This window comes from Agrobacterium pusense, from assembly GCF_900102105.1.
In the GTDB taxonomy this organism is placed as follows: domain Bacteria; phylum Pseudomonadota; class Alphaproteobacteria; order Rhizobiales; family Rhizobiaceae; genus Agrobacterium; species Agrobacterium pusense.
Window position 1 is genome coordinate 468,617 of sequence record NZ_FNBB01000003.1, and the last position, 22,161, is coordinate 490,777.

Sequence of the window (22,161 nt, forward strand, 5' to 3'; positions counted from 1 at the left end):
CGCAAGCTTGGTCCACATTTGCCGATGATCCTCTAATAATAGAATAGTAATTTTATCGAAAATATTGACGATTTTGGATGATCGCCTGAGGATGGAGCGAGTAGAGCAAAGGAGGCGCACATGCCGCAGGGACTTCATGCGTTTACTTTCGATCTGTTCGGTTTGACCCGGCGTCAGCCGCATGACGAGGAACGGGTCAGCCTTCATCCCTTGGACCATTCCGGACGTATCAGGCGAGAAAAAAGCGATCTCGAACTCGAGCGGGAAGAAATCTGCGAAATGAATTTTGCAATGCTCGGCCTTTACCCGGTCTTCTGACGGCTATTGGCGAAGGCTTCGTTTCGCTTCGCAGGGCGGGTTATCCGGGAGAGAAACTCTCCATGCCGAATGGAAATTGGAACAAAATTTCTTAAACGCGCCGGGGAATTGGCTACCCTTTATCATCAGAACGCATTGCCCGAAGGGCGGATTGCAAAGGACCAGCCGATGAGCACAGCCGACAAACCCCTCGATTTTCTTTGGTTCATTCCCTCGTCGGGCGACGGTAGTTATCTGGGCTCCGACGATCTCGCGCGTCCTGCCGATCCCGGCTATTTTCGCGAAATCGCGCAGGCTGCCGATCGGCTGGGTTATTCCGGCGTGCTCATTCCAACCGGCGTCGCCTGCGAGGAATCCTTCATTCTCGCGGCCAATCTTGCGGCTTATACCGAGAAGCTGAAATTCCTCGTTGCCATCCGTCCGGGCGTTGCGTCACCCGCCTATTATGCCCGGCTGGCCTCCACGCTTGATCGTGTTTCCCATGGACGGCTGCTTCTCAACATCGTGGTTGGCGGCAGCGCGCAGGAACTGGGCGGCGACGGCATTTTCCTGCCGCATGACGAACGTTACGACCATGCCGACGAGTTCTTCCAGGTTTTCAATTCACTGATCGAAACCGGCAAGGGGAGCCTGGACGGCAAATATATCAAGGCGGTGGACGCAAGGCTCGGCCTGCCGCCGGTACAGGAGCCGCGCCCGCCGCTTTATTTCGGCGGCTCTTCCGATGCCGGCATCGAGTTTTCGGCTGGTATCACCGACAAATATCTCACCTGGGGCGAGCCGCCGGCACAGGTCGCTGAAAAAATCGCCAAGGTACGTGCGGCCGCCGCCAAAAAGGGCCGCGAGGTAACCTTCGGCATTCGCCTGCATTTCATCGTGCGTGAAACCGACGAGGAGGCCTGGGCCGATGCCGACAGGCTGATTTCGAAGCTCTCCGACGAGACCATTGCGTCTGCTCAGGAAGTATTCTCCAAAGCGTCGGATTCCGTCGGGCAAGCGCGGATGCAGGCGTTGCACAACGGCCGACGCGACCGGCTCGAGGTTTCCCCGAACCTGTGGGCGGGCATCGGGCTCGTCCGTTCGGGCGCCGGCACGGCGCTGGTCGGTTCGCCGAAGACGGTTGCGGCGAGACTGCGGGAATATCAGGCGCTCGGCATCGATACCGTCATTGCGTCCGGTTATCCTCATCTCGAGGAAGCCTATCGCGTTTCCGAACTGTTGTTCCCGGAAATCGGGCTCGGCGGACCGCGCGATCAGATCCGCTCGTCATTCGGAACAAAGCAGGTCTTTGGCGGCGGTGGCCATGGCGGCAACGTCAAGCTTGTATCCGGGTCCTGAATGGCCTGCGAAAGGCAGGCCATTCTTCTTACGCCTCGTATCCTGCGGCAGGCTGCAACGGCGCAGAAGCATATAAAACATTATTTCTATAGAATTTTGTCATTATGGAAAAAGGTGCCTGTTTCCCACCCCATCGCCGCTGTTAGCTATTGAACAAATCAGCTTTTTCAGGAGCCACCGATGACATTGCAATATGCGGCCAAGGATCAACAATTCATCAATCTCCGTGACCCCGTTGCCGGCAAGGCTCCGGATGCCGACAGCCTCAAGGCGGCGCTGAGAACACTGGGCGGCGGCGTCAGCGTGATCACGGCGGGGGAAGGGGAGGCCCGAACGGGTGCGACCGTAACCTCGGCCACGGCGCTGTCGGTCGATCCCCCCAGAATTCTTGTCGCGCTCAATCGCTCCTCGTCCACATGGCCGGTCGTGCAGCGTTTCGGCCATCTCGCCGTGAACATTATCGGCCCCAACCATCAGTTCATCGCCAACCAGTTCGCCGGCATCGGCGGCCTGAAGGGTGCGGATCGTTATCGCGGTGCTGAATGGACCCGGCTGGCGAGCGGCGCGCCTATTCTTGAGGATGCTGTCGCGGCGATCGACTGCACCATTGAGGAAGCGATCGAACGGCATAGCCATGTCATCGTGATCGGCAAGGTGGAGGCGATCCGCGTCGGCTCCGGCTACTCGCTGGTCTATCAGAACGGGCGTTATCATTCGCTGGGTTAAGCGTCGGCCGCCGGCGCGTTGCTTTGTCATTGTTTGAGGGAGTTGAGCATGGGATCCGTCACGCCTCTCGGCGAAAGACTTCGTTTCGTTCCTCCACGCCTTGGCGCGGATATTGATGTGCTGACCGTCGCACGGGCAATCGCCGCGAACTGCGGCGTTGAAAGTCCAGGACACATCCACGCTCGGATTGCCCGTTCCGGCCTTCTCGCTCTTTCCGTTCCAACGGAGCTCGGTGGAGCGGATATCACCAATGACATTCTGTCACAGGCGCTTGCCATTATTTCAGCAGCCGATGCCGAGGCGGCGCAGGGCCTCGTTGAACATTTCACTGCCCTTGAGTTCATCAGGAATGCGGGCAGCGAAGAGCAGCGCAGGGCGCTTTTCGCCCGTCTCGATCTTGGCGAGACATTCGGACCGGCAACGTCTGCCGCGAATCTGGACCAAGCGGTTACGGTGACGGAAGACGACTATGCCCTGCGGCTTCCCGACGACGTTGTTGGGTCGGTGAGGGGCGACGCGGACTGGATCGTCGTGCCAGCGGTCAATACGTCCGGGCAGCCCTTGCTTATCGTCTTGCGCAATCGCCCCAATACGTCGTGGGAGGGTCTGGTGCGTGCCGATCAGGTTGTGTTCCTGGCTCAGGGCGCCGGAAATCTGGCCACTTCCGTTTCAACACTTTTGAGGGCCGCAGTGGCGTTGGGACAAAAGCAGGGTGAGCTTTCGTCCCTGCTGATCGACAGGCTGGCGGATAAGAGTGCGGCGCGACCCGTCATAGGGGAAGTATTTCTCGCCATCGAACTCCTGAGGGCGCAGATAGCAAGCCTTGCGGCCAATATCGATGCGGCACAGGTTGGTGCAGAAAACGTCACCTTTCGCTCGGTTCGCAACAATGCCATCACGCTTGAAATCCTGATGGCACGCCTCGGTCTTGTCGAAGGCGTCAGCGAAGACGGATTGATCGCTTCGCTGGAGGACGATCTGCGCAGGCAATGAGTAGATCGCGAATGGCCGACCGTTCGAAATCTATTGACCGGCCGGAATGGCGTGGGCGTCCTGCCCGTCCTTCTCCACGAATTGCGCAAGCGTCATATTGTCCAGAATCGTTGCGATGGCGTCACGGACGTCCGTCATCGAAAGTCTGACCTGACAGGTCTCCGGATCATCGCAGTCGTCACAGGCTTCAAAGGCTGTGCGACTTGCGCAGCGGATGGGCGCCAGAGGACCGTCCAGCGTGCGGATAACTTGGCCGATCATGATTTCCGACGGCATTTTCGACAGTGAATAACCGCCATTGGGCCCCTTCTTGGAGCGCAGGATCCCGCTATTGCGCAGTTCCAGAAGAATGGTGTCGAGAAATTTTTTCGGGATGTTGTTACGGCTCGCAATCTCTGTCACGAAGGCGGTTTCGCCCTGGGGCAACCGCGCCAGATCGACAAGTGCTTTTAGTCCGTATTTGCCTTTTTTGGTCAACATCACATGATCCGAAAGAGAAACGGCACGTTTTACAGCGCCTCGCCATATTATTCCTGAGTTACTAAGTAGTTTTTACCGAATTTCGGCGCAAGCCCGTTTCGCCTTCGTTGGTGCTGAAAGCGGCCAGTTGCAACGTTATTTTAAGGTGACCCTCCGCGTTGCGGATGGCTCCCGCCTGCGCCGGCTTTCCGCGACACCATTGAAAACAATATTTTCTCTCATCGCGCCGCAACGTGGAACGATCATCCTTTATTAGTATATAAAATCCGTAGACAAAGTATGCATCAAAGACACGCGAGGTGATGATGTATACGCTCAGTTTGCTGGACAAGAGCCCTGTTCCCACGGGTGAGGACGCGGCGAGTGCATTCCGCGACACTATCAATCTCGCCAGACGTGCCGAAGAGCTGGGCTACCGCCGTTTCTGGGTGGCCGAGCATCACAATTCGCCGGAACTAGCCGGGTCCGCGCCGGAAGCGCTGGTTGCGTGGATATTGGCGAAGACCTCCCACATCCGCGTCGGCTCAGGCGGCGTCATGCTGCAGCACTACAGCCCTTACAAGGTTGCCGAGGTTTTCAACGTTTTGTCGTCGCTCGCGCCTGGCCGGGTTGATCTCGGCATCGGTAAGACACCGGGCGGGCTGCCGCTCGCGACGTCAGCCTTGCAGCAGGCCTATGATCCTGCCCGCAAACCGGATTTTGAAGCGGCCTTCGGCGAGCTTACCACATTCCTGTCCGGCGCCGCGCCGCACGAACACGCGCAGGCCGGATTGCGGGCAACTCCCGTACCGCCGGTCGCTGCGGAACGATTCCTGCTCGGCGCCAGCCCGGAAAGCGCGAGGCTTGCCGCTTCACGCGGATGGAATTTCGTTTTTGCCGGCCATCTCAATGGCGACGTGGAGGTTCTCCGCCGCAGCCTTTCGGCTTTCCGTGAAGAAAGCGGCGGAGTTGCCCCGGTCCTTGCCCTGTCCGCGTTTGCTGCCAGCGACCCCGCTCATGCCGCGCGGCAGGTCGAAGGTCAGCGCATTTACCGGGTGTTCCTCAGTGATGGCAGGGCCTTCAATCTGGGCCGGCGTGAACAGGCGGAGGAATTTGCCCGCCAGTCCGGCGATGCCGATTACCGCATCGAGGAGCGCAAGCCCAATGTCCTGCATGGCGGGCCGGAGGATATTCACAAGGCGCTTCGCGCGCTTTCCGAAGAGCACGGCATCGAGGAATTCATCATCGAGCCGCCGCATGTCGGGGCCGATCAGCGGCTTGCCTCGATCGAACTCTTGGCCACGCACCGCCTTTCCCGGGCGGCGTGATTTAGTCCTCAGGAGGAAATGACATGACGAGAAAGAAAATCCGTTTCGGCATCATGCTTCAGGGTCCCGGCGGGCATATGAACGCTTGGCGGCATCCCAAAAGCCCAGTTGACGCCAGCGTCAATTTCGAGTTTTTCAGGAAGAATGCGTTGAAGGCGGAGGCGGCCGGTATCGCCTTCGCTTTCGTGGCGGACGGGCTTTACATCAACGAAAAGTCGATCCCTCATTTCCTCAACCGGTTCGAGCCGCTGACGATCCTTTCAGCGCTGGCCGCGGTGACCTCGAAGATCGGTCTCGCCGGAACCGTTTCGACCTCCTATAGCGACCCCTTCACCATCGCCCGCCAGTTTGCTTCGCTCGATCTCCTGAGCGGTGGCCGCGCCGGATGGAATGCGGTGACGACACCTCTCGAAGGCACGGCGAAGAACTACAGCCGCAATCATCCTGAACATGCGCTGCGTTATGAGATTGCCGACGAATATCTCGAAGTCATCAAGGGTCTGTGGGACAGCTGGGACGATGATGCCTTTGTGCGCAACCGTGAGACGGGACAATTTTTCGACCGCACCAAACTTCACACCCTCGGCCATAAGGGCCGCTTTTTCCAGGTGGAAGGCCCCTTGAACATCCAGCGTTCGCCGCAGGGGCAGCCGGTAGTGTTTCAGGCCGGCTCATCCGATGCCGGCATCGGTCTTGCGGGCAAGCACGCTGATGCGGTCTTCACCAATTCCGCTTCACTTGAGGAAAACCAGACCTTCCTGAAGCGAGTCAAGCAGAGTGCCGTCGCGCAGGGCAGGTCCGCTGCCGATGTGAAGATCTTCCCAGGCATCGGTCCGATTGTCGGCGAGACCCAGGAAGAAGCGGAGGCGAAATACGACGTTATCCGCAACCTCATCACAATCGAGGAGGCGCTCGCCTATCTCGGCCGCTTCTTCGATCATCATGATTTCAGCGTCTATCCGCTGGATGAGCCTTTCCCTGACCTGGGCGATATCGGCAAGAACAGTTTCCGTTCAACGACCGACCGCATCAAGCGTCGCGCCAAGGAAAAGAACCAGACGCTGCGCGAGGCGGCACTGGAGGCGGCGACCCCGCGTGAGGGTTTCATCGGCACACCGGACAAGGTGGCTGACGAAATCATCCGCTGGGTGGAGCACGACGCTGCGGACGGCTTCATTCTCGGTTTTCCCGTGATCGCCGAAGGGCTGGATGATTTTATCCGCCTTGTCATTCCTGTGCTGCAGCGGCGGGGTTATTTCGATCCGCATCTGGACGGGGCGACGCTGCGCGACCATCTCGGGCTGCCTTTCCGGGAAAGCGTCTACACCCGGGGCGAAAGCGGTTCGGACAAGGCCATCGCATAAGATCGCGGCCGGAGGGCGACCCGGCCAGCGCAGACTTTCAGGACGCGGCGCGTAAAGGGTCGTGCAGGAGATAGAACCATGAACATCCACATTGACGGCGCGCGTCCGCAGGACGACGCCGAACGGGGAATCCTTGCCTTCATCGAGGAGAGCATCGCCATCCGGCGCGATCTCCACCGGCATCCGGAGCTCTCGCTGAAGGAGAAACGCACGGCCGCTCTCATCGCCCGTTATCTTCTGTCTTTCGGATATGAGGTGACGGAGGGCGTCGGCGGCCATGGCGTTGTGGCGACCCTCAAGCGCGGCCATGGCGAAAAACGCCTCGGTATTCGCGCCGATATCGACGCGCTGCCCATTACCGAGGAAACCGGCCTTGCCTATGCCAGCGACACGCCGGGTGTCATGCATGCCTGCGGTCACGACGGCCATACGACCATCCTGCTCGCAGCAGCCCGTTATCTTGCCGAAACCTCGAGTTTTTCCGGCACGTTGACACTGATCTTCCAGCCCGCCGAGGAAATCGGCGCCGGCGCGAGGGCGATGATAAAGGACCGGCTGTTCGAACGCTTTCCGGTCGACGCCGTCTTTGGCCTGCATAACTGGCCGGGTGTCGAGGCGGGCCAGTTCGGTTTCGTTGAAGGTCCTGCAATGGCCTCCGTCGACAAGGCGAAGGTGCGGATTGTCGGCAGGGGCGGACACGGGGCAGCGCCGCACGAAACGGTCGACCCGGTTCTCGCCTCGGCAAGCTTCGTCACCGCGCTGCAAAGCATCGTTTCACGCAATGTCGATCCGCGCGAGATGGCGGTGCTGACGGTTGGCTCCATTCATGGCGGGACGGCTTCGAATGTCATTCCCGAGAGCGTCGAACTGCAGATCACTGCGCGCGCCTTCTCGCCGGTCGTGCGCGACAGGCTGGAGGAGCGGCTTCCGGCGCTGGCAAAGGCGCAGGCGGAAAGCTTTGGCGCAAAGGCCGAGGTTGCTTATGCACGGGGTTTTCCGCCCGTCATCAATCATGCCGTGCAGACGGCTTTCGCCCAAGATGTCGCCAGACGGCACTTCCCGCCAGGACAGATCGCCGAGAGCTTTCAGCCGAGAACGGCGAGCGAGGATTTCGCCTTCATGCTGCAGGAGCGGCCTGGTTCCTATCTCTTCGTCGGCAATGGCGACAGCGCGCCGCTGCACAGCCCTCACTACGATTTCAACGATACGATCATCGCCCCTGCGGCGCGCTTCTGGGTGCGTCTGGCGGAAGACTACCTCTCCTGACGCAAAATTTGGGACAAGGACATGAGCGACACTTTTTTCTATACATCGGTCAAGGATCCGCTCGCGACGCCGCTTCTTGAGGAGTTGCTGTTCGAATATGACAGCCGCTACGGCACATTTTTCAATGCGGAAGGGGCCAAGGCGGAGCTCAACAAATATCCGCCTGAGGCCTTCAGCCCGCCATCTGGCAACTTCCTGCTGCTCCTGCGTGACGGCAAGGCGATCGCCGGTGGGGCTTTCATGCGCTACGACGACGAGACGGCAGAATTCAAGCGCGTCTGGACACACTCCGCCCATCGCAGGCAGGGGCTCGCGAAACTTGTGCTGCGGGAACTGGAGCTGCAGGCGATCCGTCAGGGCTACGCCCGCGTTTATCTGACCACCGGCTTCCGTCAGCCAGAAGCGGTCGGTCTTTATCTGACCAACGGCTACCGCGCCCTGTTCGACACCGCGGCCGATCCCGAGACGATCAAGTCCCTGCCTTTTGAAAAATGGCTGTCTGAAGCTTCTGCGCCCATCAGGGATGGCGCATCGCTTTCGGCCGCGCGGCCGCAACTCTCTCCAGTTCATCCGTGAAAGGCCTTTTCCGATGACGATAGCTTCCGATTTTCCGAATGTCTCGGTGAGTGAACACAAGGGCGAGCCGGTCAGGGACGGTTACGCGCATTTCCGCGTCGTTCCTGCCCGCTATCCACTGCGTACGGCGGGCACCGTTCTTGCGGTTCTCATCATCGCGGCCGTCCTGCATTCCGTCTTCGGTAACCCACGCTGGGGCTGGAATGTATTTGCGGAATGGTTTTTCGCCGAACCGGTGCTTGTGGGGCTAGGCCGGACGCTGCTGCTGACGGCGCTTGGGGCTTTTCTGGGTTTCGTGCTCGGCACCGTTCTCGCCCTTGCCCGCGTTTCGGGGTCTCCCCTGCTTGTCGCGATCTCCTGGACCTATATCTGGATATTCCGTTCCATTCCGCTGATTGTGCTGCTGCTGATCCTCAATAATCTCGGTTATCTCTACGAGACCGTCACGATCGGCGTTCCCTATACCGGTATCAACTTCTTCAGCTGGAACACGACGCAGCTCATGACGCCCTTTGCGGCTGCGGTGCTCGGACTGACGCTACATGCTGCGGCTTTCTCATCGGAGATCGTGCGCGGCGGCATCCTATCAGTCGAACAAGGTCAGCTCGAAGCGGCGGCCTCGCTTGGCCTGCCGCGCCGCCGGCAGTTTTCGCGCATCGTGCTACCGCAGGCGATGAGAACCATTCTGCCCAATGGTTTCAACGAGATCATTCTCCTCGCAAAGGGAACGTCGCAGGTCTATATCCTCGCGCTGCCCGAGCTATTCTATACGATCCAGATCATCTATCGCCGCAATCTGGAAGTGATCCCGCTGCTGATGGTTGCCACCGTCTGGTATCTGGTGATCCTGACCGCGCTTTCCATCGTCCAGCATCACATCGAGCGGCACTTTTCGCGTGGCGCGCTGCGCAACCCTCCGCCCTCACTATTTGCAACGCTCTACCGCACAATCCGGCCGCGCCGGCCCTTGCCTGAAGCGGTGGAGGCACCAGCGCCTGCGGACGCTAGAGCCGAACGGCCGGCCGCCGTCAGGACCGGTAGTTTCCAGCTCGGAAATCGCGGTGGTTCGGTCAATATTCACGGTGTTTCGAAGTCTTTCGGCTCGCTGAAAGTCCTTGATGATGTCACCGTTTCCATTCCGGCGGGCAGTGTCACCACCATTCTCGGCCAGTCCGGGTCCGGCAAGTCCACCCTGCTGCGCTCCATCAATCACCTGGAACGCGTGGATGATGGCTTCATTGCCATCGACGGCGAACTGGTCGGATATCGCCAGCAAGGCGACACGCTCTACGAGCTGAAGGAGCGGGAGATCCTCAAGCGACGCGTTGAAGTGGGTATGGTTTTTCAGAGCTTCAACCTCTTCCCCCATCTTACCGCACTGGAAAATATAGCCGAAGCGCCGGTCGTGGTTCGCGGCATCAAGAAGGAGCAGGCCGAGGCGGAGGCGAGGGATCTTCTGGCTCGCGTCGGTCTTGCCGAAAAGTCCGGAGCCTATCCGCGTCAGCTTTCAGGCGGCCAGCAGCAGCGCGTGGCGATTGCGCGGGCGCTTGCCCTACGGCCAAAGGTGCTGTTGTTCGATGAGCCGACCTCGGCGCTTGATCCCGAACTCGTCAACGAGGTGCTTGACGTCATCAAGGAACTGTCCCGGTCCGGCGTCACCCTCATCATCGTCACGCACGAGATCGGTTTTGCCCGTGAAGTTTCCGACAGGGTGATCTTCATGGAGCAGGGGCGAATTCTCGAAACGGGTACGCCTGACAAGGTGTTCAATAATCCCGAGCATCCGCGCACAGCTGAATTCCTCGCCAAAGTTCTCTAATCAACAACAAGGAAACACTCACATGGCTTTTTCATCGAAATTATTATCCCTTCTCGCCGGTGGTCTTTTCACGGCCACTGCCGCGCTCATCCCGGCAGCGCATGCGCAGGAGGTTGACCTGTCGCCGGAGCAGAAGGGTCGCGTTCGCGCAGAAAAGGTGGAGGAGGCGATCAAGCTCCTGCCTGCCGGCCACAAGTTCGTTGCCGATGGAAAGCTGACGGTTGCGACCGTACCTTTCCGGCTGCCGCTGGTGGATTATGCGAGCGACACGAAGACGCCGATCGGCGTGGAGCCGGATATTGCCCAGCTCGTCGCCGACAGCCTTGGACTTGAACTTCAGCTTGTCCCCATCGCCTGGGCCGACTGGCCGCTCGGTCTCACATCAGGCAAATATGACGCCGTGACGTCTAATATAACGGTGACGGAGGCCCGCAAGGAAAAGTTCGATTTCTCCAGCTATCGCAATGACCTGCTGGGCTTTTACGTGGGCAACAACAGCAAGGTCACGTCAATCGGCAAGCCCGAGGATGTCGCCGGGCTGAAGGTGATTGTCGGCGCGGCCACCAATCAGGAGCAGATACTCTTGAAGTGGATCAAGGACAACAAAGCCAAGGGCCTGGCCGACACCGAGGTACAATATTACGACGACCAGGCGGTGCTTGATGTCGCCCTGCAATCCGGCCGCGCGGATGCCTATCTTGGCCCCAATGCCACCTCTGCCTTCCAGGCGGCAAGCCAGAAGAAGACGAAGCTCGTCGGCACCTTCTCCGGCGGCTGGCCCGAAGCGGCGGAAATCGCCGTCGCTTCGAAAAAGGACGCCGGTATTGCCGAAGCCATCACTGCCGCACTGAATGCCCAAATCAAGAACGGCAACTACGGCAAGGTTCTCGCCCGCTGGAATCTGGGCTCGGAGGCCATCACCGAATCCCGCACAAACCCGCCCGGTCTGCCCAAGAGCTGAGAAGGCATATCGCTGACAGTCAAGTTGCCGAAAAAGCTGAGTTGAAGGTGGGACATCACTCAGCCGGTAGCGCGGGCCTCCTCCCGCCCGCGCTACCTCCGTCCCGCGATCAATATCGGGAAACACCAATGACTTTCACCTTTCGCCTGACCTCCGTCACGCTCGGCGCCTTTCTTTCCTTTGCCGGCTTCGCGTCTGCTTTCGCAGATGATGTATTCGATCTGTCGCCGGATCAGCCTGGGCGTGTCAGGGTCGAGAAGGATGCCGGCGCCATTGCCGCCATCCCGAAGGATTTCCGGTTCGTCTCACCAGGCAAATTCACCGTGGCCGTTTCACCGGGCGGCCCGCCGCTGGCCACTTACGCAACCGACGCGAAGACTGTCGTAGGGGCCGATCCCGATTATGCGCTCGCCGTTGCCGACAGTCTCGGGCTTGAGCTGGAACTGGTGGCGGTCGCCTGGGCGGACTGGCCGCTGGGGCTCGCGTCGGGCAAATACGATGCGGTGATCTCGAATGTAGGTGTCACGGAGCAGCGCAAGGAAAAATTCGACTTCTCCACCTACCGGCAGGGTCTCCACGGCTTCTTCGTCAAGTCCGACAGTGGCATAAGCGCTATCAGGGAGCCGAAGGATGCGGCGGGGCTGCGTATCATCGTCGGCGCCGGCACCAATCAGGAGCGTATCCTGCTGAAATGGAGCGACGAGAACGTTGCCGCCGATTTGAAGCCGATCGAGCTGCAATATTACGACGATGAAGCAACGCGGCTTGTAGCCCTTTCGGCAGGGCGGGCGGATGTAATCGTTCAGCCGCATGCCCAGCTGGTTTTCATCGCAGCGCGAGACAAGACAATCAAGCGTGTCGGGACCCTTTCCGCCGGATGGCCGGAACGTTCCGACGTTGCAATCACCACCCGCAAGGGTTCGGGACTGGCCGATGCATTGACACTCGCCACCAACGATCTGATCAAGAGTGGTGCCTATGCAAAAATTCTCGACCGCTGGCAACTTTCCGAAGAGGCCCTGCCGGAATCGCGGACCAATCCTCCCGGACTGCCGAAAAGCTGACCTGCAGATGAGATGCGGCGGACTGCAATACCCGCTGGGTCATCCCCGCGCGGGTATTTGTCCGTCAGAAATCCGCGACCTTGCCCCAGGCCGAGCTGTTAAAACGGCTGGGATGATAAGGCGCGGGATCGACGATCGGGCTGGCGCCAGTGACGATATCGGCAATGAGGTGGCCCGCTCCCGGACCTATGCCGAAACCATGGCCGCTGAAGCCCGCGGCGAGGATGAAGCCGGGCAATTCGCTGGTTTCACCAATGGCAGGTACGCCATCCGGCGTGCTGTCGATAAAGCCGGCCCATGTGGTCGAAACCTGCGTTTTGCGTAGAGCAGGCAGGAGCTGCAAAGCTCTTTCATGGGTTTCGCGTATCGCTGCCGCATTCGGTTTCGGATCCAGAATGCGAACCCGTTCCATGGGGGTCGGCGCATCGAGGCGCCAGTTTTTCAGCGACTCGTGGCCACCGCGAACGCCTTCCAGGCCGCCTGGCCTGAGACTGCGCCAGCGCTTGAGGAACATCGGCACGAACTCACGCGCAAACCGCGCCTGCTGCGCCGTCGGGTCAATGCGTCCAAGCCCGCTGATGGCGAGCGTATAGCCCCCATTATTCCGCTTCGTTACCGAGACGGCGGCAGTGTGCAGCGCATCCGGCAGACCCTCCGCGCCGGGCGTAACGGCGAGAATAGAGGACCGAACCGAAGCCTGCGGAAAACGGATGCCCAGCTGGCGGCAGAATGAAGAGGCCCAGGCGCCGCCGGACATGATCGCCGTTTTCGTGCGGATGGTTCCTTTTTCGGTAACGACGGCGCTGACGCGACCATTTTCCGTCTCGAGGCCCCGCGCGGCGCAGTTCTGATGCACCGTGCCGCCCAGCTTCATGATGGCACGCGCTACGGCGGGGGCCGCCATGGAAGGATCGGCTGTTCCGTCGGTCGGTGAAAAAACGCCCCCCCTCCAGCGTTTTCCGGTCGCATGCCCACGCTCGCTCGCTTCATCTGCGCTCAACATATGGGTCGTCACGCCGGCAGTAAGGGCAAAGTCGCGCCAGCGCGCCCATCCAGCAAGCTCGGCCTCGTTGTCGCTCAGGTAAAGCAGCCCGCAGCGGCGAAAGCCGGTGTTCTCGCCGCTTTCGGCCGCAAATCGTTCCCAGAGCGTAAGGCTCTGCGTCGAAATCGGCAATTCCCTTGCGTCGCGGTTCTGCTGCCGGCACCAGCCCCAGTTCCGGCTGGATTGCTCCGCGCCGATAAGGCCTTTTTCGACAAGGGCGACTTTCAGGCCGCGCTGCGCGAGGTAATAAGCAGCGAATACGCCGACGATGCCGCCGCCGATGATGACCGCGTCAGCCGCTTTCGGCAGGTCCGGCGATGTCGTTATCTGTTGCAGCGGGGCGGGCATGGTCTGACTCCTTATAGTCGTCCTAATTTACCTTGGCCGACGCGCAAACGTTGCCAGACTGGGCTCTCTGCCGGAATTTTCTGCTGTTCGCAGACCTCTCTGCAACTCTTTCTGCTGAATGAAAAAAACATCGTTGCGTCGACAGCGCGCGTCCATGTGGTAAGATTTCAATTGCCGCGCCAGAATTTTATGCCGCGTGTCTGAAAAAACAAAAGGGGTTCCGCACGTGATGAAACTTGACCGGATCGATATCAAGATTCTCTATGAACTTCAGAAAAACGGTCGCATCACCAATGTCGAGCTGGCGGAACTTGTCAATCTTTCGCCAAGCCCCTGCCTGATGCGGGTGAAGAAGCTCCAGTCGGAAGGTTATATCGAGGGGTATTCGGCGCAGATCAACATCAACAAACTCGGCCAGACGCTGACGGTCTTCACCGAGATCACACTCAAGAATCATCGCCAGATCGATTTCGCCCGCTTCCTCGGGGTCGTTGAAAAAATCGACCAGGTGGTGGAATGCCATCTCGTTTCCGGCGGTTACGACTACCTCCTGAAATTCGTCACGTCGGGCATTGTCGAATATCAGTCGATCATGGAAAGGCTGACCGATATGGACGTGGGCATCGACAAATATTTCAGCTTCGTGGTGCTGAAATCGCCGATTATCAAATCGCATATGCCGCTGACCAGCCTGTTTCCGCTTTGAAGTGAGAGGTAGTACATCAGACGTCCGCAGAACCGATGGGTTTGACAGGGGGTTGCACTTACACTCCGTCACCCCGGACTTGATCCGGGATCCAGCGCGATCAAGTCCTTGATTGCAAAAGACTCTTCTCACGGGGCAGACGCGCCGTGGCTGGATGCCGGATCAAGTTCGGCATGACGGAGGACAGCGTCTCAATCCTCTTTGGTAATCACCCAGGTTTTTGCAACGCCTTACTGTTTTTCAGCAGCTCACCGCTTGGAAAACGCCCGCACCAGCTCCGCATCCTGCTGAAGATTGTCGAGCCATGTCGGGTCGAGTTTGGGTACCGAAGAGAAGAGCAGCTTTGAATAGGGATGCGTCGGCGATTTGATGGCTTCCGTCTCCAGATGCTCCACCTTCTTGCCGGCGTACATCACCACGATTTCGTCGCAGATGGTCTCCACCACCGAGAGATCGTGGCTGATGAAGATGTAAGAGAGATTCAGCTCCCGCTGCAATTCGCCGAGAAGATCGATGATGGCGGCGGCAACCACGGTGTCCAGCGCCGAGGTTATTTCGTCGCAGATGATGAGTGATGGTTCGGCGGCCAGCGCCCGGGCGAAATTGACGCGCTGCTTCTGCCCGCCTGACAGGCCTGAGGGATGACGGTGGCGCACCGAGCGCGGCAGCTTCACCATGTCGAGAAGCTGATCGACCCGCGCATCCCGGGCCTTGCCCTTCATGCCGTGATAAAAGGTCAACGGCCGGCCGAGAATATCCTCGATCGGTTTCGAAGGGTTGAGCGCGGTATCGGCATATTGGAAAACGATCTGCATGCGGCGCAGCTGGTCGCTTGTCCGATGGCGGGCATCGGCATCCAGCTCCTTGCCTTCGAAAATGACATGGCCGCCTGCCGCCGGAAGAATGCCGGCAATGGCGCGTGCCAGTGTCGATTTTCCGCAGCCGGATTCGCCGATGATACCAAGATTGCGACCGGGATAGACCGAAAGGCTGACGGAATCCACGGCGCGCACGAGCGGCATCCTGTCGTCGCCCTTGGTGCCATATCCAGCGATCAGATTTTCAATATCCAGCAACGGTGCTGCCCGGTCCTGCGTTGGCGGGGCGACCGCGCGGACCTTGTCATGAAATGCCGTCAGCAATTCCTTTGTGTAAGGATGCTGCGCATTTTCGAGAATATCCCTGGTGGTGCCGGTTTCCTGTACCTCGCCGCCTTTCAGCACCACGATCTGGTCGGCGATCTGGGCAACGACGGCGAGATCGTGTGACACATAGACACCTCCGATGCCGCCCTTACGCATTGCCGATTTGAAGGCGCGCAGGACCTCGATCTGGGTCGTGACGTCGAGTGCGGTGGTCGGTTCGTCGAAGATCACCAGCTTTGGATTGCCGATCAGCGCCATGGCCGCGGAGAGGCGCTGAAGCTGACCGCCGGAGACCTGATGCGGATAACGGTCACCGATGGTTTCCGGGTTGGGCAATGAGAGCGCCTTGAAGAGCTCAACCGCGCGTGCACGGGCTTCCTGCGGCGGCATGAGGTGATGGATGCGGGTGACTTCGATGACCTGATCGATGATCTTCTGTGCCGGGTTGAAGGCGGCAGCAGCGCTTTGCGGGACATAAGTGACTTGTGTGCCGCGGACCCTTTCGCGCTCTGTTTCGGAAAGCTGCACCATATCCTGACCCGCCACCTTGACGCTGCCGCCGGAAATGCGGCAACCGGGGCGGGCGTAACCCATCAGCGTCAGGGCGATGGTGGTCTTGCCGGAGCCGCTTTCGCCGATCAGTGCGACGATTTCGCCATCGGCGATATCGATGTCGACGCCCTTGATGATATCGATGCGACGGCCTGAATCGGTGGTTGCCTCGACCTTCAATCCGCGGATTTCAACGAGATTGTTCATGCTTCGCTCCTGTCGCGAATTTTCTTCGGCAGATTGTCGATCAGCAGGTTCACGCTGATCGTCAGGCTTGCAATGGCCAGTGACGGAAAAATGACCGCGGGGGCCGCGAAAGGCAGGCCGCCGATGTTTTCGCGCACCAGCGCACCCCAGTCGGCATTGGGTGGCTGCAGGCCGAGGCCAAGGAAGGAAAGGCCAGAAAGAAGCAGGACGATAAACACGAACCGTACGCCGAGATCGGCAAGCACGGGCCGGATGATGTTCGGCAGAATTTCGGAGCCGATGAGATAAAAGAGGCTCTCACCGCGAACACGCGCCACTGTGACGAAATCCATTGTGTTGACATTGACTGCAAGCGCGCGGGCAAAACGATAGGCGCCGGGCGTGTAGATGACCGAGAGCGTGACGATTAATACCGGAATGGACGAACCGACAGCGGCGACGACCACGAGGCCGAAAAGCTTGCTTGGAATGGAATTCACCGCATCGAGAAACCGGCTGAGCGCGGCGTCGAACCAGCCGCCGATGACGGCGGCGCACATGCCGAGCACAACGCCGCAGGTGCAGGCGATGGCGACCGCTGCCAGCGAAATGCCGACCGTGAAACGTGCGCCCATGAGAATACGGGAAAGCACGTCACGACCGAGATAGTCCGAACCGAGCCAGAGCTCTGATGTCATCGGCCCGAAATAATCGAAATCGACGATTTCACCGACCGGATGCGGAATGAGATATGGCGCGAAGATCGCAACCATGGCCCAGAGAAAGATGACGAGAAAGCCGAAAACGCCGACTGCGTTGATCTTGTAACCCAAACGCGAGGTCCCCGAAGTTGTTTTGACATGATCGGCCATCAGCGCAGCCTCGGATTGGACATGATGGCGATGATGTCTGCGGTCGTGATGAGGAGGAGATAACCGACGCAGAAGATCATTGCGCAGGTCTGGATCAGCGGCAGGTCGCGGGTGGCGACGCCATCGACCATCAGCTTGGCGATGCCGGGATAATTGAAGATCGTCTCGACGATGATAACACCGCCGACAAGATAGGAGAGCGAGAGCGCCACCGCGTTGACAATGGGGCCAAGCGCGTTTGGCAGCGCGTGGCGCAGCACGATGCGCATGCGCGGCGCACCCTTCAGCAGCGCCATTTCGACATACGGCGTGTCGAGTGTCTCGATAACGGCGGCGCGGCTCATGCGGATCATTTGGGCGGAGACAACGAAGGTCAGGGTGATGACGGGCATGGCGTAAACACGCAGCACATCGAAAAGCGTGTGCACTTCGCTGACGAGCGATAGCGCCGGCAGCCATTTCAGGTAAACGGCAAAAAGCAGCACCGCGAGCGTCGCGATCATGAATTCCGGCACCGAAATGACGCCGATGGTCAGCACGGTGACGGCCCGGTCATAAAGCGTTCCGCGCAGCATTGCGGAACTGATGCCGAGCGTCAGCGCCAGCGGCACGGCGATGATGGTCGTGATGCCAGCCAGCTTCATGGAGTTGATGAAACGCGGGCCGATGAGATCGGCAATCGCCATGTTATTGGCATAGGACGTGCCGAGATCTCCCTGCACCAGGCCGAAAAGCCAACGGATGAAACGCAGCAGGGCGGGATCGTCGAGATGCATGGCGGTACGCAGGCCCGCAACGGCTTCAGGCGTCGCCGCCTGGCCGAGGAGGATCGTCGCGGTGTCGCCGGGTAACAGGCTGGTGGCTGAAAAGACGATAAATGAGACGATAAGCAGCGTCGTCAGCATGACGACCAGCCGCCTGGCGACAAGGGATAATATCCGGCTGTTCATTCACATGCTCCTGCAACCTGCCTGATGGTGGAGGCTTCCCGCATCTCGGGGAAAGCTTGCCGGGCGCTGTTTCACGCCCGGCACCATGGTTTATCAGGCTTCGAGCCAGACGTATTCCGCGAAGGCGTAACCCATCATGCCGCCGAGTGGATTGGCTTCCAGCCCCTTCAGCTTGGAGGAGATTGCGTCCACATTGGTGAGATAGGCGGGAATGATGGTGCCTGCTTCGTCGGCGATCATCGTCTGCATCTCGAAGTAGATCTGCTTGCGCTTCTCCATGTCGAGCAGGCCGCGCGCCTCCAGCATCAACTTGTCGAATTTTTCCGACTTGTACTGGCTTTCGTTCCACGGCGCGTCCGATGCATAAAGCAGCGAGAACAGGATGTCGGGCGTCGGACGCGGGTTGATGTTGCCGAAATGGATCGGGGCCTTCAGCCAGTAATTGCTCCAGTAGCCGTCGGCGGGAACGCGCTGCACGTCCAGCTTGACGCCGATTTCCGCAGCCGAAGCCTGGATGATCATCGCCATGTCGATGGCCGAGTTCGCCGCGTCGGAGGTAATGACCGGGATGGACTGGCCAATGACGCCGGCTTTTTCGAAGTGGAACTTCGCCTTCTCGGGATCGAAGGCTTTCGGCTTCAGATCCGGATTGTGATAGGGGCTCATGGGCGGCACCGGCTGGTCGTTCCCCACTTCCCCAAGTCCGCGCAGGGCCGCCTTGACGATCTGCTCGCGATTGACGATCGACTTCATGCCGGCAATGAAATCGGCCTTGTTACCGGGTGCCTGATCAAGACGGATGTTGAGATTGGTGTAGTTGCCGGACGTTCCCTTCGACAGGACAACGCCCTCCTGCTTGTCGAGCAGACGGAGCGCGCGCGGGTTGATGGCGGCGGCGAGCTGGATATCACCGGAGAGAAGCGCGTTGACACGGGCATTATCGTCCGAGATCGCGAAGAACTCGAAGCTGTCGACGTGCGGTCCACCGGATTTCCAGTAATTGGTATTCTTCGCCATGATCGAGCGTACCCCCGGCTCGAATTTTTCGAGCTTGAAGGCACCGGTGCCATTGCCCTTGGAGAAATCGGTGGTGCCGTCCGCCACGATCATGAAGTGGTGCATGGCAAGGATCGTCGGCAGGTCGGCATTGGCACTGGCCAGCGTAATCTCGACGGTGCTCTTGTCGACGGCCTTGAAGCCGGTCATCTGTGCCGCGATCTTGGCAACCTTGGAGCCGACGGCTGGATCGAGATGGCGCTTCAGCGAATAGACCACGTCGTCGGCGGTCAGCGCCTTGCCGTCGTGGAAGGTCACTCCTGAGCGGAGTTTTACGGTCCAGGTCTTGGCGTCCTTGGATTCGATCGATTCGGCCAGCTCCATCTGCGGCGTGCCGGAAATGTCGAGAAAGCTCAGGCGGTTGTAGAGCGCGCAGCAGCGGACATAATCCGTCGAGAGCGAGGCTTTGGCCGGATCCAGCGTATCGGCAGTGGAGGCCGACCAGCCCGCCGCCTTCAGCGTGCCGCCGGAAACCGGGGTAGCCGCCACGGCTTGCGACGCGCGGCCGAGGATCGCCGAACCGGCGGAAAGGGCTACGCCGCCCGCCAGCATCATGTGAAGCAGTTCGCGCCGTGTGGCGCCGCGGCGGATTGCCTGTTCAACGGCAGCATCATCGGAGCGGGTCCAGTTTGAAATCCTGTCACTCATGGTCTTCCCCTTTTGTATGATTTCTTGAAATGCGTCTGTAGAAATTACCTGCGGCTGCGCACCGGTGTGCGCCACGCCGACAGCAGGGGCGGCTCAGCCGCCCGTTTGTCTGGCGGCTTCGGCAAGGCCGGCCATGGACGTGAAGTGATAATCCGGTTCGGTGAAGTTTTCCGGCTCGATCGTGCCGCCATATCCCTTCTGGGCATGGCGACGCTCTATCCAGCAATTGGTCATGCCGAGTTTTCGGGAAATGCCGATATCGTGGTACTGGCTCTGCGCCACGTGCAGAATGTCCTCCTTCGACGCTCCTTCGCTTTCCACGAAGGAAAAGACCTTCTCGAAGAAGGCAGGGTCGGGCTTTTCAGTGCCGGTGTCATCCGCGGTGAAAGCGGCGTGGAAGGGGTTGCCGAGTTCCTTCGAGAAATAGTCGAAGGCCCAGCGTCGGGCGTTGGTCATGGCGATCAGGCGGTGGGTCTTTGAAAGTTCGGCCATCGCGGCGCGGCTGTCGGCAAAGCCTTTCCAGTCCTTTGCCGCGTCGCGCAGACGCTCACCATAGGCGCGCTCCACCGGCAGGCCGAGCTCAGGGGCAATGATGAGGTAGACGCGCACGAGATCATCGGGAAAAAGGTCGGTCGCGTCGGAGTAGCGGGCCGCACGGTAGAGCGCGAGCGCCTTTTCACCATCGACCTCAACACCGTTTTCCGCACCGATTGCGGCCAGCGTCGATGTCAGACCCCGTTCGAAATCGATGAGGGTTCCCACCACGTCGAAGCTCATATATTTGAAGTCGCTCAGTTTTTTGGGCAATGTCGGTCTCCGCTCTGCCGCCACGTCCTTTTTAGGGGAGGGTTGCGGCATTTTATTTCGTTCCCGGACGGGATCCTTGTCCCGTTCCCATTTTTGAAAACGCCTGTTTTAGTAGCGTTTTGTGCTTTTTCTTAGGGATAGTTTGGCAGTTCCGGCGCGCCGGATTCTCCGAAATGGATCGGCTCTTCGGCAGAATATTGCGAATATGCGCTGTGTGGCGACATTTCGCGAAGGTGCCGGAAAGAGCCGGTCGCCGCTTCAGGCCATGGCCGCCCGCACGGCCGGGTCCTCTAACGTCTGATCGAGGGTTTTAAGCGTTCGTTCGATTATCGCATCGATCTCGCCATCCGTACAGCAGAGCGGCGGCGCGTAGCCGAGGATGCCGCTCGCGAAGGCGCGCACGATGAGGCCGTTCTCCCAGGCGCGGTCAAAAACCCTGCGGGCCGGTATGGCCGCTGCCGGAAGCGGGGTTTTTTTCTCCTTGTCGGTCACAAGCTCGACGGCGGCAAGCATGCCGCGGCCGCGCACATCGCCGACCAGCGGATGGCTTCTCAGCCCTTCCAGCCCCGCCATGAGGCGCGCGCCGGCGCGGCGGCCATTCTCCAGCAGCCCGCCTTCGTAGAGCTTCAGCACTTCCAGACCCACGGCTGCGCTGACCGGATGAGCGGAATAGGTATAGCCATGGCCGACCGCCGCTTCGCCTGCGAAATCGGCAATCGTGTCGTAGACATGATCAGCCATGAATACCGCGCCCATCGGCACGTAGCCGGACGTGAGGCCCTTCGCCGCGGTGATGAAGTCGGGCACGATATCTTCGTCGGCGCAGGCAAAAAGCGGGCCGGTACGCCCGAAGCCGGTGATGACTTCGTCGGCGACGAAAAGGATGCCGTATGACTTGCAGAGGTCCCGCATGGCCTTGATCCAGCCGGGCGGCGGTACGAGCACCCCGCCGGAACCCTGAATGGGCTCCGCATAAAAGGCGGCGACGCGCTCCGGACCGATCGTCTCGATCTTGTCCTTCAGAATTTGCAGGGAGGAGGCAATGATGGCGGCGGGATCGCTTCCGGCCGGGTTGCGATAGGCGTAGTGCGACGGGATTTTGTGCTGCCAGTCGTAAGGCACGCCGAAACCAGCATGGAACGCGGGCAGGGCGGTGAGGCCCGAACCGGCGGTGGTGGAGCCGTGATAACCCTGTTCGATGGAGATGAACTGGTCACGCTGCGGCTCACCCCTGGCGTGCCAGTAATAGCGGATGAAACGGATGGTGCTGTCCACGGCATCGGAGCCGCCAAGCGTGAAATAGACATGGTTCAGGTCGCCGGGCGCTCGGTCGGCGAGTTCCGACGCAAGCCGGATGGCCGGCTCGCTGCCAATGTCGAAATAGGCTGTGGCATAGGGCAATTCCCGCATCTGTCTGGCCGCGGCCTCAACGATGCTGTCATGACCATAACCGGCATTCACGCACCACAGACCGGCAAAGCCATCGATGAGCTGGTGGCCGGTGATGTCGGTGACGGTGGCGCCGCTTGCCGATTTCAGCACCCGCACGCCCAGCTTCTCATGGCCGCGGAAGGAGGAGACGGGGTGCACCAGATGGGCGCGGTCCAGTTCGATCAGGGAATTGCTTAACATGGTCT

20 protein-coding genes are annotated in these 22,161 nt (G+C 59.8%); 12 read left to right on the forward strand and 8 right to left on the reverse strand.

What is annotated here, in order from left to right; genetic code table 11:
* Positions 1 to 120: 120 nt before the first annotated feature.
* The 4 genes from BLU28_RS11220 to BLU28_RS11235 all read left to right on the forward strand — a co-directional run bounded on the left by BLU28_RS11220 (position 121) and on the right by BLU28_RS11235 (position 3,375).
* Positions 121 to 318, forward strand: a complete 198-nt coding sequence (locus BLU28_RS11220) for a hypothetical protein (protein WP_064263463.1) — start codon at positions 121 to 123, stop codon at positions 316 to 318.
* Between the two features lie 168 nt (positions 319 to 486).
* The gene (gene ssuD / locus BLU28_RS11225; RefSeq protein ID WP_006698427.1) at positions 487 to 1,656 is read left to right on the forward strand and encodes an FMNH2-dependent alkanesulfonate monooxygenase; all 1,170 of its coding nucleotides are present in this window, start codon (positions 487 to 489) and stop codon (positions 1,654 to 1,656) included.
* A gap of 180 nt (positions 1,657 to 1,836) precedes the next feature.
* Positions 1,837 to 2,382: a flavin reductase family protein gene (locus BLU28_RS11230; protein WP_004445459.1), complete on the forward strand. Its 546-nt coding sequence runs from the start codon at positions 1,837 to 1,839 to the stop codon at positions 2,380 to 2,382.
* Between the two features lie 48 nt (positions 2,383 to 2,430).
* Positions 2,431 to 3,375, forward strand: coding sequence for an acyl-CoA dehydrogenase family protein (locus tag BLU28_RS11235; RefSeq protein ID WP_077985675.1), 945 nt, complete (start codon positions 2,431 to 2,433; stop codon positions 3,373 to 3,375).
* A gap of 30 nt (positions 3,376 to 3,405) precedes the next feature.
* Here BLU28_RS11235 and BLU28_RS11240 read toward each other — a convergent pair whose 3' ends face one another.
* Positions 3,406 to 3,855: an RrF2 family transcriptional regulator gene (locus tag BLU28_RS11240; RefSeq protein ID WP_004445456.1), complete on the reverse strand. Its 450-nt coding sequence runs from the start codon at positions 3,853 to 3,855 to the stop codon at positions 3,406 to 3,408.
* Between the two features lie 302 nt (positions 3,856 to 4,157).
* On the opposite strand from BLU28_RS11240, the gene BLU28_RS11245 reads away from it, so the two are divergent.
* The 7 genes from BLU28_RS11245 to BLU28_RS11275 all read left to right on the forward strand — a co-directional run bounded on the left by BLU28_RS11245 (position 4,158) and on the right by BLU28_RS11275 (position 12,212).
* Positions 4,158 to 5,162, forward strand: a complete 1,005-nt coding sequence (locus BLU28_RS11245; protein ID WP_035206909.1) for an LLM class flavin-dependent oxidoreductase — start codon at positions 4,158 to 4,160, stop codon at positions 5,160 to 5,162.
* Positions 5,163 to 5,185: 23 nt separating this feature from the next.
* Positions 5,186 to 6,526, forward strand: coding sequence for an LLM class flavin-dependent oxidoreductase (locus BLU28_RS11250; RefSeq protein ID WP_004445454.1), 1,341 nt, complete (start codon positions 5,186 to 5,188; stop codon positions 6,524 to 6,526).
* A 78-nt stretch (positions 6,527 to 6,604) separates the two neighbouring features.
* Entirely contained in the window at positions 6,605 to 7,792 is a 1,188-nt protein-coding gene (locus tag BLU28_RS11255) for a M20 aminoacylase family protein (protein WP_077985674.1), read from the forward strand.
* A gap of 21 nt (positions 7,793 to 7,813) precedes the next feature.
* Positions 7,814 to 8,368: a GNAT family N-acetyltransferase gene (locus tag BLU28_RS11260; protein WP_064263457.1), complete on the forward strand. Its 555-nt coding sequence runs from the start codon at positions 7,814 to 7,816 to the stop codon at positions 8,366 to 8,368.
* Positions 8,369 to 8,381: 13 nt separating this feature from the next.
* Positions 8,382 to 10,187 (forward strand): amino acid ABC transporter permease/ATP-binding protein, encoded by a 1,806-nt coding sequence (locus BLU28_RS26825; protein ID WP_077985899.1) that lies wholly within the window; start codon positions 8,382 to 8,384, stop codon positions 10,185 to 10,187.
* A 22-nt stretch (positions 10,188 to 10,209) separates the two neighbouring features.
* Complete coding sequence (locus tag BLU28_RS11270) at positions 10,210 to 11,148, forward strand: ABC transporter substrate-binding protein (RefSeq protein WP_004445450.1); 939 nt, start codon at positions 10,210 to 10,212, stop codon at positions 11,146 to 11,148.
* A gap of 128 nt (positions 11,149 to 11,276) precedes the next feature.
* On the forward strand, positions 11,277 to 12,212 hold the full coding sequence (locus tag BLU28_RS11275) for an ABC transporter substrate-binding protein (protein WP_077985673.1): 936 nt from the start codon (positions 11,277 to 11,279) through the stop codon (positions 12,210 to 12,212).
* Between the two features lie 64 nt (positions 12,213 to 12,276).
* On the opposite strand, the gene BLU28_RS11280 is transcribed toward BLU28_RS11275, so the two are convergent.
* Positions 12,277 to 13,602 carry an NAD(P)/FAD-dependent oxidoreductase gene (locus tag BLU28_RS11280; RefSeq protein ID WP_064263456.1) on the reverse strand — a complete coding sequence of 442 codons (1,326 nt, stop codon included), beginning with the start codon at positions 13,600 to 13,602 and terminating at the stop codon, positions 12,277 to 12,279.
* A 229-nt stretch (positions 13,603 to 13,831) separates the two neighbouring features.
* On the opposite strand from BLU28_RS11280, the gene BLU28_RS11285 reads away from it, so the two are divergent.
* A complete protein-coding gene (locus tag BLU28_RS11285; RefSeq protein WP_004445447.1) occupies positions 13,832 to 14,308 on the forward strand; it encodes an Lrp/AsnC family transcriptional regulator in 477 nt (158 codons plus the stop codon).
* 248 nt (positions 14,309 to 14,556) lie between these two features.
* Here the strand turns inward: BLU28_RS11285 and BLU28_RS11290 are convergent, their stop codons facing one another.
* From BLU28_RS11290 to BLU28_RS11315, 6 genes are all read right to left on the reverse strand, one after another.
* Positions 14,557 to 16,212 (reverse strand): ABC transporter ATP-binding protein, encoded by a 1,656-nt coding sequence (locus BLU28_RS11290; RefSeq protein WP_077985672.1) that lies wholly within the window; start codon positions 16,210 to 16,212, stop codon positions 14,557 to 14,559.
* Positions 16,209 to 17,063 carry an ABC transporter permease gene (locus BLU28_RS11295; protein ID WP_077985671.1) on the reverse strand — a complete coding sequence of 285 codons (855 nt, stop codon included), beginning with the start codon at positions 17,061 to 17,063 and terminating at the stop codon, positions 16,209 to 16,211. Before BLU28_RS11295 ends, BLU28_RS11290 begins: the two co-directional genes overlap by 4 nt.
* A complete protein-coding gene (locus BLU28_RS11300) occupies positions 17,063 to 18,013 on the reverse strand; it encodes an ABC transporter permease (RefSeq protein ID WP_004445443.1) in 951 nt (316 codons plus the stop codon). The genes BLU28_RS11295 and BLU28_RS11300 overlap by 1 nt, the downstream gene beginning before the upstream one ends.
* Before the next feature lie 93 nt (positions 18,014 to 18,106).
* Positions 18,107 to 19,717 (reverse strand): ABC transporter substrate-binding protein, encoded by a 1,611-nt coding sequence (locus BLU28_RS11305; protein ID WP_006698417.1) that lies wholly within the window; start codon positions 19,715 to 19,717, stop codon positions 18,107 to 18,109.
* A 93-nt stretch (positions 19,718 to 19,810) separates the two neighbouring features.
* Positions 19,811 to 20,524: an HAD-IA family hydrolase gene (locus tag BLU28_RS11310; protein WP_077985670.1), complete on the reverse strand. Its 714-nt coding sequence runs from the start codon at positions 20,522 to 20,524 to the stop codon at positions 19,811 to 19,813.
* Positions 20,525 to 20,782: 258 nt separating this feature from the next.
* Complete coding sequence (locus BLU28_RS11315) at positions 20,783 to 22,156, reverse strand: aspartate aminotransferase family protein (protein WP_064263452.1); 1,374 nt, start codon at positions 22,154 to 22,156, stop codon at positions 20,783 to 20,785.
* Between the last annotated feature and the right edge of the window lie 5 nt (positions 22,157 to 22,161).